General features: G+C 48.7%; 11 protein-coding genes. 5 read left to right on the top strand and 6 right to left on the bottom strand.

Annotation, left to right across the window (positions count from 1 at the left end; genetic code table 11):
* Window positions 1-79 precede the first annotated feature (79 nt).
* Together MKR94_RS08185 and MKR94_RS08190 are read right to left on the bottom strand one after the other, a co-directional pair.
* Window positions 80-1,243, bottom strand: coding sequence for a TDT family transporter (locus tag MKR94_RS08185; RefSeq protein WP_241646471.1), 1,164 nt, complete (start codon window positions 1,241-1,243; stop codon window positions 80-82).
* Between the two features lie 130 nt (window positions 1,244-1,373).
* Window positions 1,374-2,261 carry a LysR family transcriptional regulator gene (locus MKR94_RS08190; protein ID WP_241646472.1) on the bottom strand — a complete coding sequence of 296 codons (888 nt, stop codon included), beginning with the start codon at window positions 2,259-2,261 and terminating at the stop codon, window positions 1,374-1,376.
* 129 nt (window positions 2,262-2,390) lie between these two features.
* Here MKR94_RS08190 and lldD point away from each other — a divergent pair, with 129 nt between their 5' ends.
* A complete protein-coding gene (lldD, locus tag MKR94_RS08195; protein WP_241646473.1) occupies window positions 2,391-3,530 on the top strand; it encodes an FMN-dependent L-lactate dehydrogenase LldD in 1,140 nt (379 codons plus the stop codon).
* A 137-nt stretch (window positions 3,531-3,667) separates the two neighbouring features.
* On the opposite strand, the gene MKR94_RS08200 is transcribed toward lldD, so the two are convergent.
* Entirely contained in the window at window positions 3,668-4,873 is a 1,206-nt protein-coding gene (locus MKR94_RS08200; protein ID WP_241646474.1) for a BaiN/RdsA family NAD(P)/FAD-dependent oxidoreductase, read from the bottom strand.
* A 229-nt stretch (window positions 4,874-5,102) separates the two neighbouring features.
* Between MKR94_RS08200 and pitA the strand changes: the two genes are divergently transcribed.
* Both pitA and uspA read left to right on the top strand, forming a co-directional pair.
* Entirely contained in the window at window positions 5,103-6,590 is a 1,488-nt protein-coding gene (gene pitA, locus MKR94_RS08205; protein ID WP_241646475.1) for an inorganic phosphate transporter PitA, read from the top strand.
* A 209-nt stretch (window positions 6,591-6,799) separates the two neighbouring features.
* The gene (gene uspA, locus MKR94_RS08210; RefSeq protein ID WP_241646476.1) at window positions 6,800-7,231 is read left to right on the top strand and encodes a universal stress protein UspA; all 432 of its coding nucleotides are present in this window, start codon (window positions 6,800-6,802) and stop codon (window positions 7,229-7,231) included.
* Between the two features lie 46 nt (window positions 7,232-7,277).
* Here uspA and rsmJ read toward each other — a convergent pair whose 3' ends face one another.
* Window positions 7,278-8,039 (bottom strand): 16S rRNA (guanine(1516)-N(2))-methyltransferase RsmJ, encoded by a 762-nt coding sequence (gene rsmJ, locus MKR94_RS08215; protein WP_241646477.1) that lies wholly within the window; start codon window positions 8,037-8,039, stop codon window positions 7,278-7,280.
* Between the two features lie 3 nt (window positions 8,040-8,042).
* On the bottom strand, window positions 8,043-10,085 hold the full coding sequence (gene prlC / locus MKR94_RS08220) for an oligopeptidase A (protein ID WP_241646478.1): 2,043 nt from the start codon (window positions 10,083-10,085) through the stop codon (window positions 8,043-8,045).
* Window positions 10,086-10,278: 193 nt separating this feature from the next.
* Between prlC and MKR94_RS08225 the strand changes: the two genes are divergently transcribed.
* Window positions 10,279-11,121 (top strand): 23S rRNA (adenine(2030)-N(6))-methyltransferase RlmJ, encoded by an 843-nt coding sequence (locus MKR94_RS08225; protein ID WP_241646479.1) that lies wholly within the window; start codon window positions 10,279-10,281, stop codon window positions 11,119-11,121.
* Between the two features lie 62 nt (window positions 11,122-11,183).
* Here MKR94_RS08225 and rnz read toward each other — a convergent pair whose 3' ends face one another.
* Window positions 11,184-12,095, bottom strand: coding sequence for a ribonuclease Z (gene rnz / locus MKR94_RS08230; protein ID WP_241646480.1), 912 nt, complete (start codon window positions 12,093-12,095; stop codon window positions 11,184-11,186).
* A 141-nt stretch (window positions 12,096-12,236) separates the two neighbouring features.
* On the opposite strand from rnz, the gene gorA reads away from it, so the two are divergent.
* A complete protein-coding gene (gene gorA / locus MKR94_RS08235) occupies window positions 12,237-13,589 on the top strand; it encodes a glutathione-disulfide reductase (RefSeq protein WP_241646481.1) in 1,353 nt (450 codons plus the stop codon).
* Window positions 13,590-13,643 lie beyond the last annotated feature (54 nt).

The raw sequence follows: 13,643 nt of genomic DNA on the forward strand, positions 1-13,643 counted from the left end.
ATTTTCCTGCCAAAAATATATAAAGAGCCGTTATAATACTGTTACAATCGATAACATCAATATTTCATTACGACAACCTCTACTCATGGTCGTTATTAATTGGTTTACTTTCTTGTAAGCAGGGTGCGAAAAATAGCTTGCCACTCCATGCTCCCCGAGCCGTTTTCATCATCACCAGTGCCCATATTCCACTTAAAAGGATAAGTAGCGCTACCGCAAGGTTCGAGAAAAAAGGGAATGCGGTCAGCTGAGCGAGCTTAAACGTTGCTAAAGTGAATACCCCCAATGGAAAGGTGTAGCCCCACCAACCCAAATTGAAAGGAATTCCCTGTTTTACGTAATGGCAAGTGATACCCTGTGCGAGCAGTAACCACCATGCACCAAATCCCCATAATAAAATCCCCATTATCCAGCCAAACCCTGAAATAACCTGACTAAAAGGCTCGAAGATTGGATTACTGGCGAGCAGCGTGCTCTGTTGGCTCAGTAAAAACATCCCCAATGATCCGGTGCCTATAGGCCCTAATGCAAGCCAAGTGGTGGCGGATAAGGCGACGGGGGGAAGCTTATGTAGCGCCATACGCAAGAGTAAAATAGCGAGTAGAGATAAGGCGACTGGCACTGAGAATGCCCACAACACCATACTAAAAATAACCATCGTCTGCTGTTGCGCCGGATCGGACACATGTGGTGCAACAATCCAACCACTGGCCGCGGCAACTTCTGCGGCAACGATCGGTAATAACCACAAACCTGTCATAGACGAAAGTTGATGAGATTGTCGCGTGAACATAAACAGCGGTAATCCAATGCCGCAGGCTATGGCGAGAATTGCATCGACGCGCCATAACTGATGAGCAATATCGACCGCGAGACTTCCGAAGACAGGGAGGCCGAAGCTGATAAAGCCATTAATAATCGTCGCTAGCCCCATAGGAATAGTGCCGAGAAACATCGACATTTGAGGATGGTCGAAAATTTTACACGCCTCTTGCGGATAGAGGAGCCAGCGCCCAAGATACAGCAGCGTAAATACGCTAAAGAGAGCAATATTCATCGCCCAGAGTAGCCGAGCGAGAGTTAATAAGAGGCTATTGGGTGTGGCAACTTGCGCGAGAACTAAGGCAAGGACGCCAGTCCCCATCGTCACCGCAAACCAATTTGGTGTAAAAAATCGCACGACCTCGTGAAATGAGGCCAAATGGGTTAAAGGCTTGTTGAACTTTTTTATTGTTAGCGACATAAGCTCCTCCTGTAGAGAAGCACTATAAACCTCACCCACGAATATAAAAAACGGGTAAATATTGTTATACCTACCCAATAAAGTGGTAAGTGGAGTGAGCGCCACCATTATTCGAGGGGTTGAAGAAAGCTTACTCTTGTGGCGGAGCCAACGTTTTTGCCAATTCCAACCAAGCTATCGCCGCGGGAGGGAGCTGCGTTCCCGTACGCCAAGCTAAAGCTATCCGCCAGTCAGTATACGGTTCATTGAGAGGCACCAACGAGATACCGGGATGACGATGCTTAGTAGCCAGCATCCTCGGTAAAAATGCAACCCCCAGTCCCGCTGTCACGAGATCGACGATAAAATCGATTTGCCCACTTCGAGCCGTTATCCGAGGACTCACCTTTCGCCGTTCACAAGCGGCCAATATTAATTGGTTAAGGGTGAACCCCTCTTCAAACAAAATAAAGGGTTCAGCATGTAAATCCTTAAAATTGAGTTGGTGATAGCCTGCTAAGGGGTGATCTGCCTGTAAGACCACAACGAGTGGCTCATTCCGCACATCTTGATAGGCAATGGCATCGTCCTTCGATACCAGTAATGCGGCGATATCTATCGTTCCGGCCTCTAGAAACTCGCGTAATCTATTTCCGCCATGTTCAATTAATTCAATATCCACTTGCGGGTAACGACGTCGATACTCTGTAAACATCTTAGCAAATAACACCCCACAGCCTACCGGCGGCAAGCCTATACGAAGCGTACCTCCCTTAAGTTCCTGTAACGCATCGATCTCTGCGAGGAGGTGATTTTTCTCCGTAAGGAGGACGAGCGCGCGTCGATAAACGATTTCTCCTGCAGCCGTTAATTCCGTTTTGTGGCCAATACGGTTTAGCAAAGGAACTCCCAGTTCAACTTCTAGCGCTTTCACCGCTTTACTGACTGACGATTGGGTCAGCGACACGACATCCGCAGCTTGGGTAAAGCCGCCTTGACGGACAACTTCGACAAAAACACGTAACGTTCTAAGGTTCATAACTATTCTTTTTTTGACTTATATTCAGTTGAAAAAGTTGTTTTTATCATAATTAAAAATACCTTATTTTAGCTTTTACGCAAGCCGCCCTTATAGGGGGGGAATAGAACCCATACAGGAACGATGACTATGATTATCTCATCCGCATCAGATTACCGGGAAGCCGCACGACGTAAGTTACCCAGATTCTTATTTGATTACATCGATGGCGGCGCCTATACCGAGCATACTCTACGAGCCAATAGCGCCGATTTAGCGACGATTAGTTTACGCCAACGTATTTTACGAAATGTTGAAAATCTTAGTCTTAAAACAACACTCTTCGGCCAGCAGCACGACCTTCCCATCATTCTTAGCCCTGTCGGGTTAACGGGAATGTATGCGCGACGAGGTGAGGTGCAAGCAGCAAACGCCGCGGCAGCCAAAGGGATCCCTTTCTGTTTATCAACCGTCTCAGTGTGTTCGATTGAAGAGGTCGCCGCCCAAAGTGTACAACCGCTCTGGTTTCAACTCTACGTACTCAAAGATCGTGGGTTTATGCGTAACGCGCTAGAGCGAGCCCAGGCTGCGGGGATTACCACACTTATTTTCACCGTTGATATGCCAACGCCAGGCGCTCGCTATCGAGATGCGCATTCCGGTATGTCGGGCCCCTTTGCAGCTTCGCGTCGGATCTTACAAGCCTGTACGCGGCCGGAGTGGGCACTGAATGTGGGTCTGCGGGGTCGCCCTCACGATTTGGGTAATATCTCAAAATACTTAGGTAAAGCTACGACGCTGGAAGATTACGTTGGCTGGCTAGGAAATAATTTCGATCCCTCAATTAGTTGGAAAGATCTCGAATGGATTCGGAAGTTTTGGAAAGGGCCGATGATTATAAAAGGCATACTGGACCCGCAAGATGCTAAAGATGCCGTTAACTTTGGGGCGGATGGCATCGTGGTATCGAACCATGGTGGTCGGCAACTCGATGGCGTTTTATCGACGGCGAAAGCGCTACCGACCATTGCAGATAAAATCGGTGATGACCTCACTGTGTTAGTCGATTCAGGCATTCGTTCCGGACTGGATATTGTACGTATGCTGGCATTAGGGGCCAAGGCCTGCCTAATAGGACGCCCAATGGCCTATGCCCTCGCGGCAGATGGCCAACGCGGCGTTGAAAATTTATTGGAGATATTCTCTCAGGAAATACGTGTTGCGATGACCCTTACGGGTGTGACGTCGATCGATCGGATTGATCGCAGCGCCTTAGTGCTACCGGAGTAAGGGATGCCTATCATGGTACAATGAAGATAATACACCGCGAACCCGCGGCTGAGGCCTGATTATTATCGTCTGTACCATGACAAGGTCGATTTCTGGGTTGGGGGGATAAAAAGCTTCACGTAAGCGTTGAGCTGCTGTTATCGACCTGAATTATTCGCTAACGCCTGCGCGCAAGCCCACGCTGAACTCCACGCCCATTGGAAGTTATACCCGCCCAGCCAGCCCGTGACGTCTACCACTTCACCAATAAAGTAAAGGCCGGGCACGTCGCGCGCCTCAAAGGTTTGCGAGGATAAATGCTGGGTATCGACGCCGCCTAAAGTTACCTCGGCGGTACGGTAGCCTTCGGTACCATTCGGATAAACCGCCCACATCGTGAGTTGTTCGATGAGTTGCTGTTGTTGACGCGAATTCAGCTGTTTGAGCGTGACTTCAGGTAACAGAGAAAGCTCGACTAAACTGTCCACTAATCGCTTTGGTAACAAACGGGCTAAACTGTTCTTCAGGGAAAGGTTAGGATGTTCTCTGCGCTGTGCCTCAATAAAATGATTCACATCAGTATCAGGAACAAGGTTGATCGTCACCGCTTGCCCCGGACGCCAGTAACTGGAAATTTGTAGTACTGCCGGCCCCGATAGCCCACGGTGGGTAAACAGCATCGACTCTTTAAAACGGGTGCCATCTGCCGCATCGATGGTAATGGGTACCGCGACGCCCGAAATCTGTTGCAGAGTATCCAGTATTGGCTTGTGCAAGGTAAAAGGCACTAATGCAGCACTGACGGGACGAACCGATAAGCCAAACTGCTCCGCGACTTTGTAGCCAAAGGGTGTTGCCCCTAAGCCCGGCATCGACAGTCCGCCTGAAGCAACAACAAGTTTGCGAGTACTTACATTAGTTCCATTCAGCTTTAATAGGTATTCACCTGAATCATCTCTCTGTAGGTCAAGGATTTCGCTGCGTAGACGTATCGTAACCTTACCTAACTCGCATTCCGCCAGCAATAATTCAACGATCTGCTGAGCTGAGTCATCGCAAAATAATTGGCCTAAGGTTTTTTCATGCCAATTAATATTGTATTTCCCAACCAAGTCAATGAAATCCCACTGTGTATAGCGAGCAAGTGCTGACTTACAAAAATGAGGGTTAGCGGAGAGATAGGCTGAGGGCTCAATGTATAAGTTAGTAAAGTTGCAGCGCCCACCACCGGACATCAATATCTTTCGGCCGATTTTCTTACCGTTATCCACCACCAGGACATTCAGTCCTTGCTGGCCCGCTTGCGCGGCACAGAATAACCCGGCAGCCCCTGCACCAATGACTACGACATCAAATTTTTCCACACTACCCCCCTCTAAAAGGCCAGATTGTAGTGACCTGATAGGCTGGTGGCTAGTCAGAAAAAAAAAACTTAAACAATTATTAAATAACCTACTCTTTTTTATAAGAAAATTGATAGACAGTTAAGTGAAAATGGTAGGTCAAGGTAAAAAAGTATGATTTTTTGCTTTCCTGCAAGGACCTAACTCGCCGATAATGCCTCGGGTATGTCCCTTAAAATGGCGTAACATTATGTTCCATCTGTTTACCGGTCTTGATTTAAGTACCAGTCTATTCTTAGTTCTGGCACTTCTGTTTGTTCTGTTTTACGAAGCAATCAATGGCTTCCATGACACGGCGAATGCGGTTGCTACCGTTATCTATACCCGTGCCATGCGTGCGCAACTAGCTGTAATGATGGCTGGTTTATTCAATTTCCTCGGCGTCTTACTCGGCGGGTTAAGTGTTGCCTATGCAATAGTGCACATACTGCCTACTGATCTGCTGCTGAATGTTGGCTCTTCCCATGGGCTGGCAATGATATTCTCAATATTGCTTGCGGCAATTATTTGGAATTTAGGGACTTGGTATTTTGGTTTGCCTGCATCCAGCTCGCATACGTTAATCGGTGCCATTATTGGTATTGCGGTAACGAATGCCTTGGTGACGGGTGGCTCGCTAGTCGAAGCGCTTAACCTACCGAAAGTAATCAATATTTTTCTCTCATTGATTCTATCGCCCATCGTCGGGATGGTGATTGCCGGTTTTCTTATCTTCCTGCTCCGTAAGTACTGGAGTGGTACCAAGAAGCGCCGCCGTAATCATATGACGCCTGCTGAGCGCGAGAAGAAAGATGGTAAGAAGAAGCCACCTTTTTGGACGCGTATTGCTTTAATCGTTTCAGCGATTGGCGTGAGCTATTCCCATGGGGCGAACGATGGTCAGAAAGGCATCGGGCTAGTGATGTTAGTGCTGATTGGTGTTGCACCGGCCGGATTTGTGGTGAATATGAATGCCTCAGGGTATGACATCACCCGAACCCGTGACGCGGTGAATCACCTTGAGCAATACTATCAACAACATAACCCACAAGTTTCAACGCTGATTGCCCCTCCTAGCATTAAGAACACGGCGATTGACCCTAATGAGCCTTTCCACTGTAGCAGTGAAAATGGCTTGGTGACGGTCCACCATGCGCAAGATTTGCTGAATAACTTATCAAGCTACGATCAGTTGAGCGTCGAAAACCGCTCTCAAGTCCGTCGCTTGTTATTATGCATGTCGGATACCGCCGATAAGATTGCCAAGCTACCTGAAACCTCATCTGACGATAAGCGTTTCTTAGGGAACCTGAAAAGCGATCTTAACGGTACAATCGAGTATGCACCGATTTGGATTATTCTGGCGGTAGCACTGGCCCTGTCTCTCGGGACGATGGTCGGTTGGCGTCGTGTTGCGACCACCATCGGCGAAAAAATCGGTAAGAATGGCATGACTTACGCACAAGGTATGTCTGCCCAGATTACTGCCGCCGTGTCGATTGGCTTAGCGAGTTATACGGGAATGCCCGTGTCGACCACGCATATCCTCTCATCTTCCGTTGCCGGTACCATGATTGTTGATGGCGGTGGTGTACAGTCGAAAACGATTCGTAGTATCGCGTTAGCCTGGGTATTGACCCTTCCAGTCTCTATCCTGCTGTCGGGTGCGCTGTACTGGATAGCACTACAACTGCTTTAAGCTTAGTAAGACACAGGTCATTGATCTGTGTCTTACTTTTCCCTCTGATTCACTGCTCTCCTTGCCAAGTCAGGCTATACTTCTCCTAAGTGTATTCAATCGTTTCATCATGACAGTCCCTGCGCTTAACGTTATGATTGGGGCTTCACAGAAACATCAATAAGCGCGAATCGCTGAGTCGTGACTATTGCGCCAATAAGGAGTTTATCATGTCATATCATCATGTTTTGGTGGCCGTCGATCTCTCACCAGAAAGTGAAGAACTAGTCCAGAAAGCGGTTTCTTTAGCGAAACCTTATAATGCCAAAGTCTCGATTATTCATGTGGATGTTAACTATTCCGATCTCTACACCGGTCTGATCGATGTGAACTTAGGCGATATGCAAAAACGTATCTCCCAAGAGACCTCGCAAGCTTTGACCACTTTGGCGAACCAAGCGGGCTATCCTTTCAGCGAAATTTTGAGCGGAACAGGCGAGTTAGCGCAAGTGTTAGTCGACGCGATTAATAAGTACGATATCGATTTAGTGATTTGTGGCCATCATCAAGACTTCTGGAGTAAATTGATGTCCTCAGCGCGACAACTGATTAATAACGTTCACGTCGATATGTTGATTGTGCCATTTTGTGACGAAGAGTAGTCAGTGAAGGTCTCCCGGTCGTTGTTATCGTGATCGGGAGCGTTCCTTAAGGCGTTTCAGGATTAAGCGAAGGGTAAATATCGAAGCGATGACTTTTCGTGACGACTGCGGAACTGGTCTCGACACCATTTAATGGCGGCGCATAATCTGGACGTTTTACCACAATTCGGCGTTTCGCTAAGGCCCTAGCGGGGTCTAATAGACTGTCAGCATCGTTATCCGGACCGACCAAGGATTGAAATATCCTCATCTCTTTTTTAACCAGGGCGCTTTTCTGCCGATGCGGGTACATTGGATCGAGATAGACGACATCGGGACGCGGGCTTAAGGTACTAAGTTGTTGTGCGCTCGGGCCATAGATCAGGGTCAGTCGCTGCTGTAACCACTCACCGATTTCAGGGTCGCGATATCCGCGTTGCAGTCCATCTTCTAGCAGTGCCGCTACCACAGGATGTCTTTCAATCATACGGACTCGGCAACCTAGCGATGCCAATACGAAGGCATCTCGGCCTAAGCCTGCTGTCGCGTCAACAACATCGGGCAGATAGGTGCCTTTAATTCCGACGGCTTTCGCTACCGCTTCGCCGCGTCCGCCGCCAAATTTACGGCGGTGCGCCATTGCACCCGAGACAAAATCGACAAAAATGCCACCGAGCTTAGGCTCGTCACGTTTACGCAGTTCTAATTGGTCACCGGTTAACACTAAAGCCAATGACGCATTCTCATCGTGCACTAAGCCCCAGCGGTCGGCAATTTCAGATAAGGCACCCGATTGGGTGCCTGTTTCATCAAGTAAGTAAATATTCACTTACTAACCTTCGATACCGTATTGCTTAAGCATCGCATCGATTTGCGGCTCACGCCCACGGAAACGCTTGAACAGCGCCATTGGCGCTTCAGATCCGCCACGGCTTAAGACGTTATCGAGGAATGATTGTCCAGTTTCACGGTTAAAGATCCCCTCTTCCTCAAAACGCGACCAAGCGTCTGCCGCCAATACGTCAGCCCAGAGGTAGCTGTAGTAGCCCGCTGCATAGCCGCCAGCAAAGATGTGGCTGAAAGCATGAGGGAAACGTCCCCACGCAGGAGAAGGCATCACGGCAACTTTTTTCTTCACATCTTGCAGGATATCGAGAACTCGAGCCCCTTTTTCCGGTTGATATTCGGCATGCAGACGGAAGTCGAAAAGTCCGAACTCAAGCTGACGGAGAATAAACATGGCGGCATTGTAGTTTTTCGCTGCCAGCATTTTTTCCAGTAAGGCCTGAGGCAGTGGCTCGCCTGTCTCGTAGTGACCTGAGATAAAGGCAAGTGCCTCTGGCTCCCAGCACCAGTTTTCCATAAATTGACTAGGGAGCTCGACGGCATCCCATGGCACGCCATTGATACCGGAAACACCTGCCGTATCGATCTGCGTCAACATATGGTGCAGGCCGTGACCGAACTCATGGAATAGCGTAACCACTTCATCGTGAGTAAAGAGCGCTGGCTTATTGCCGACTGGACGGTTGAAGTTACAGGTGAGGTAAGCCACCGGTTTTTGTAATGAGCCATCGGCTTTTTTCATACGCCCGACACAGTCGTCCATCCAAGCTCCACCACGCTTATGTTCACGCGCATAGAGGTCGAGATAGAAGCTCCCCACCAGCTGGTCATCACCATCAAACAGGTCAAAGAAGCGTACTTCGGGATGCCATACATCGACATCGTGACGTTCTGCTGCACGCAGTCCATAGACTCGACGAATCACTTCGAACAGGCCGCTTAATGCGCGTTGCTCAGGGAAGTAAGGGCGTAATTGCTCGTCGCTGATGGTATAGAGATGCTGTTTCTGCTTTTCGGCATACCACGTGATATCCCAAGGCTGTAAATCACTCACCCCATAGTGCTGCTGAGCAAACTCGCGCAGCTGGGCAAGTTCACGCTGGCCTTGCGGTTGAGCGCGATCGGCAAGGTCGTTGAGGAAGCTAATAACTTGATCCGATGATTCTGCCATTTTGGTGGCTAACGACTTCTCTGCGAATGAACCGAAACCAAGTAACTGCGCAATTTCATGACGTAAAGCCAGTTCTTCTTCAATCAGTGGGCCATTATCCCATTTTCCAGCATTCGGCCCTTGGTCCGAGGCGCGGGTGCTGTAAGCGCGATACATTTCTTCACGTAGTGCTTGGTTGTCACAGTAGGTCATGACCGGTAGGTAACTGGGAATATCGAGGGTTAATAACCACCCTTGCTGCTGCTTCGCTTCGGCTTGTGCCTGCGCGGCAGCAAGAGCGCTTTCTGGCATACCAGCCAGTTCGCTTTCGTCTGTGATCAGCTTGCTCCAGCCCATGGTCGCGTCTAATACGTTATTGCTGTAAGCCGCGCCAATCTCTGACAGGCGCGCAGAGATTTCACCGTAGCGTTTTTGTTTATCACTCGGTAAGCCAATTCCTGAGAGTTCAAAGTCACGTAATGCGTTATCCACCGCTTTCTGTTCTGCTAAGGATAATGCGCCAAACTCAGGACTTTCCTTTAAGCTGCGGTAGGCTTGATAAAGACCAGCATGTTGTCCGACCCATGTTCCATACTCTGACAAGAGGGGTAATACCCCTTCGTAAGCTTCACGTAGCTCGGGGCTGTTTTTGACCGAATTAAGATGGCTGACAGGTGAAAAAATACGTCCCAAGTGGTCATCCGCTTCTGCCAAAGGCTGGCAAAGATTCTGCCACGTGTAGGGGCCTGGCTGGGCGACCACGCGTTCAACCGTTGCTCGGCACTCGTCTAGCGCCGCCGTGACCGCTGGCACAACATGCTCAGGCTTTATTGCTGAGAAAGGTGGCAAGCTGAAAGGGGTGAGTAGTGGATTTGTCATAGCACCATCCTATAAAATTTGAGTTGAACGCTGATCGTATTATTACGATATGGGGACGATTAGAAAAATATCAATCATCCCCCCACTGATCTTGCGTAATGCTACTGCCGTAGAGCGCAATTTGTTATACTTATCCCTCATAGACAGCTGCGCCTGTCTCGTTTTTGTCGTGTTTTGTTATAAAGGAAATCACATGCTGAGCTATCGCCACAGCTTCCACGCGGGTAACCATGCCGACGTTTTAAAGCACACCGTGCAAAGCCTTATTATTTCGGCATTAAAAGAGAAGGATAAACCTTTTCTCTATTTGGATACTCATGCAGGGGCTGGCCGTTATCTTCTTAACAGCGAACAAGCTGAGCGAACTGGCGAATATATGGAAGGTATCGCACGTATCTGGCAGCAAAATGACACGCCTGCTGAACTCGCACATTATCTTCAAGCAGTACGTGATTTAAACCCTTCTGGACAACTCAAATACTACCCTGGCTCACCATTGATCGCTCGCCACTTACTGCGCGAGCAAGATCAGTTACAACTGACAGAGTTACACCCTAGTGACTATCCGTTGCTACGCGGGGAGTTCCAAAAAGATCTTCGTGCAGTTGTCGCTCGGGGGGATGGATATCAGCAACTGAAAGCGAAGCTGCCGCCACCTTCTCGTCGTGGTTTGATCCTTATCGATCCCCCTTACGAGATCAAAACGGACTATCAAGCGGTGGTACAAGGGATCGCTGAAGGCTATAAACGCTTCTCCACTGGCGTCTATGCCTTATGGTATCCAGTTGTGTTACGCCAACAGATCAAACGGATGATTGCCGATCTGAAGGATACCGGTATTCGTCGGATCCTACAGATCGAGCTTGCCGTTAAGCCAGATAGCGACCAACGGGGCATGACCGCCTCCGGTATGATTGTGATTAATCCACCGTGGAAGTTGGAACAACAGATGCGTTCAGTGCTGCCATGGTTGCATGAGCAGTTAGTCCCACAAGGTATCGGGCATACGTTAGTGGAGTGGATTGTTCCAGAGTAATGACTCACGAGCGCTATCTTATATAGCGCTCTGATAATGGTTAGGCATAAGCCTCCCACCGATTAAAGATTCACCACCATAAAGTCGTAAGCTAAATCAGTATTCGCAAATTCTGCTCGGCATTCTGCCAGCAGTCGCGGCATATCTTGTTGACGGTAACGTGAACTAAAATGTGTCGCGATCAATTTACCCACCTGTGCCTGATGCGCAATCGAAGCCGCTTGCGCTGTCGTCGAGTGCCCCCTGCCATTCGCTTTCTCTGCCATCGCCGCTTCGAGGGTGGCTTCGTGCACTAAAATATCTGCCTGTTTCGCCAAAACAACCGCGTTATCACAAGGGGCGGTATCGCCGAGTATAGTGACAACCTTTCCTTTTTTGCTCGGTCCAAGATAGCGTTCTGCGATGATCTCACGCCCATCGGGTAAGCAAATATTTTTTCCTTTTTTAAGCTGCTGTAGCCAAGCCCCCGCAGGAATGTCATCGTCCTTTAAGCACTGTGGGTCCAATCTTCCGGGACGATCTCGCTGCTCAATGCGGTAGCCAAAACACGGGATAACGTGGTTCAATGGCTGGGCGATAACCCGATACTCGTCGTTCTCTATAACAATACCCGGCTCGACTTCAATAATCTCAAGCGGAAAATCTACCCATGATCCACTCACTGTCAGCGCCGTATCGATAAAGGTTTTCAAGCCTTTCGGGCCATAAATTGTCAGAGGTGTTGCGATGCTGCTCATCGAGCGACTGGTCAAGATACCGGGAAGACCAAAAATATGATCCCCATGAAGGTGAGTTATGAAAATTTTTTCTAAACGCCCCGGCTTCAAGTCCGTGCGCATAAACTGGTGCTGTGTCGCTTCACCGCAATCAAATAACCATGTCTCCCCCTTAGGAGAGAAGCTGAGTGCTATACTGGTGACATTACGTTGTATACTGGGTGAGCCCGCACAGGTACCAAGAAAAGTTAAATACATCGCTGCATCTCATTAGGTTTTATTTCATGATCTAAGCCTATCACAGCTATAGAAGCAAACTTTGCATAGTTTTTCTGCCGCAGGTTACACTGTACTGAGAAATTTATTCATTTATCGACCTCAACTAAGATGGAAGGAACGATGACGAAACATTATGACTATCTCGCTATTGGTGGCGGGAGTGGCGGTATCGCCTCGATCAATCGCGCAGCCATGCACGGTAAAAAATGTGCCTTAGTCGAAGCTAAAGCACTAGGCGGCACCTGTGTTAACGTAGGCTGTGTCCCTAAAAAAGTCATGTGGCACGCCGCGCAAATCGCAGAAGCGATTCATATGTACGGCCCAGATTATGGTTTCGATACCACAGTGAATAAGTTTGATTGGAAAACGCTGATCAAAAATCGCTCTGCGTACATTGATCGTATCCATCACTCCTACGACAACGTATTGGGAAAAAATAATGTCGACGTCATACGTGGTTTTGCGACCTTTGTCGACGCCCACACTGTTGAAGTGAATGGTGAAACCTATACAGCCGACCATATTTTGATTGCTACAGGCGGTCATCCTGTCCTGCCTAGCATCCCAGGGGCAGAATATGGGATTGATTCCGATGGTTTCTTCGAATTGGATGAACTTCCTGCACGCGTTGCGGTGATTGGTGCGGGCTATATTGCCGTAGAAGTGGCGGGCGTACTGAATTCGTTGGGTGCAGAAACAGACCTCTTCTTACGTAAAGATAAGCCATTACGGAGCTTTGACCCACTGCTTTCCGACACCTTGGTGGAAGTGATGGAAAAAGAGGGGCCTCAGCTGCATAAAGAGTGTGAAGCAGAACGTATCGAGAAGAATAGCGATGGCAGCTTAACTATCCATTTCACCAACGGTGAAGAACACAATACCGACTGCCTGATTTGGGCAATTGGCCGTGCGCCATCAACCGATAGCATTAATCTTTCGGTGACGGGCGTTGAACTGAACGATAAAGGCTACATTACTGTCGATAAGTTCCAAAATACCTCTGTCCCAGGGATTTATGCAGTCGGCGACAATACTGGTGCGGTGGAATTGACCCCCGTCGCGGTTGCTGCGGGACGTCGTCTGTCTGAGCGTTTATTCAATAATAAACCCGACGAGCATTTAGACTACTCTAATATCGCCACCGTCGTGTTCAGCCATCCACCGATTGGTACTGTTGGACTAAGCGAGCCAGATGCGCGTAAACAGTTCGGCGATGAGCAAGTGAAGGTTTATACCTCTTCGTTTACCGCGATGTATACGGCGGTCACCCAATATCGCCAACCTTGCCGGATGAAGTTGGTTTGCGTAGGTAAAGAAGAAAAAATTGTCGGTATCCATGGGATTGGCTACGGTATGGATGAGATGCTACAGGGCTTCGCCGTGGCATTGAAGATGGGCGCAACGAAGCGTGACTTCGATAATACGGTGGCGATTCACCCGACTTCTGCGGAAGAATTTGTAACCATGCGTTAAGTCACTTAAACGAAAAAAACCACCTTCGGGTGGTTTTTTTATACGTGTTATGCC

Origin of the sequence: Rosenbergiella metrosideri (assembly GCF_022602565.1) — a bacterium.
Classification (GTDB): domain Bacteria; phylum Pseudomonadota; class Gammaproteobacteria; order Enterobacterales; family Enterobacteriaceae; genus Rosenbergiella; species Rosenbergiella metrosideri.

Coding starts and splice junctions, on each gene's coding strand:
- MKR94_RS08185 (WP_241646471.1), bottom strand. CDS start 1,243: ATGTCGCTAACAATAAAAAAGTTCAACAAGCCTTTAACCCATTTGGCC.
- MKR94_RS08190 (WP_241646472.1), bottom strand. CDS start 2,261: ATGAACCTTAGAACGTTACGTGTTTTTGTCGAAGTTGTCCGTCAAGGC.
- lldD (WP_241646473.1), top strand. CDS start 2,391: ATGATTATCTCATCCGCATCAGATTACCGGGAAGCCGCACGACGTAAG.
- pitA (WP_241646475.1), top strand. CDS start 5,103: ATGTTCCATCTGTTTACCGGTCTTGATTTAAGTACCAGTCTATTCTTA.
- uspA (WP_241646476.1), top strand. CDS start 6,800: ATGTCATATCATCATGTTTTGGTGGCCGTCGATCTCTCACCAGAAAGT.
- prlC (WP_241646478.1), bottom strand. CDS start 10,085: ATGACAAATCCACTACTCACCCCTTTCAGCTTGCCACCTTTCTCAGCA.
- MKR94_RS08225 (WP_241646479.1), top strand. CDS start 10,279: ATGCTGAGCTATCGCCACAGCTTCCACGCGGGTAACCATGCCGACGTT.
- rnz (WP_241646480.1), bottom strand. CDS start 12,095: ATGTATTTAACTTTTCTTGGTACCTGTGCGGGCTCACCCAGTATACAA.
- gorA (WP_241646481.1), top strand. CDS start 12,237: ATGACGAAACATTATGACTATCTCGCTATTGGTGGCGGGAGTGGCGGT.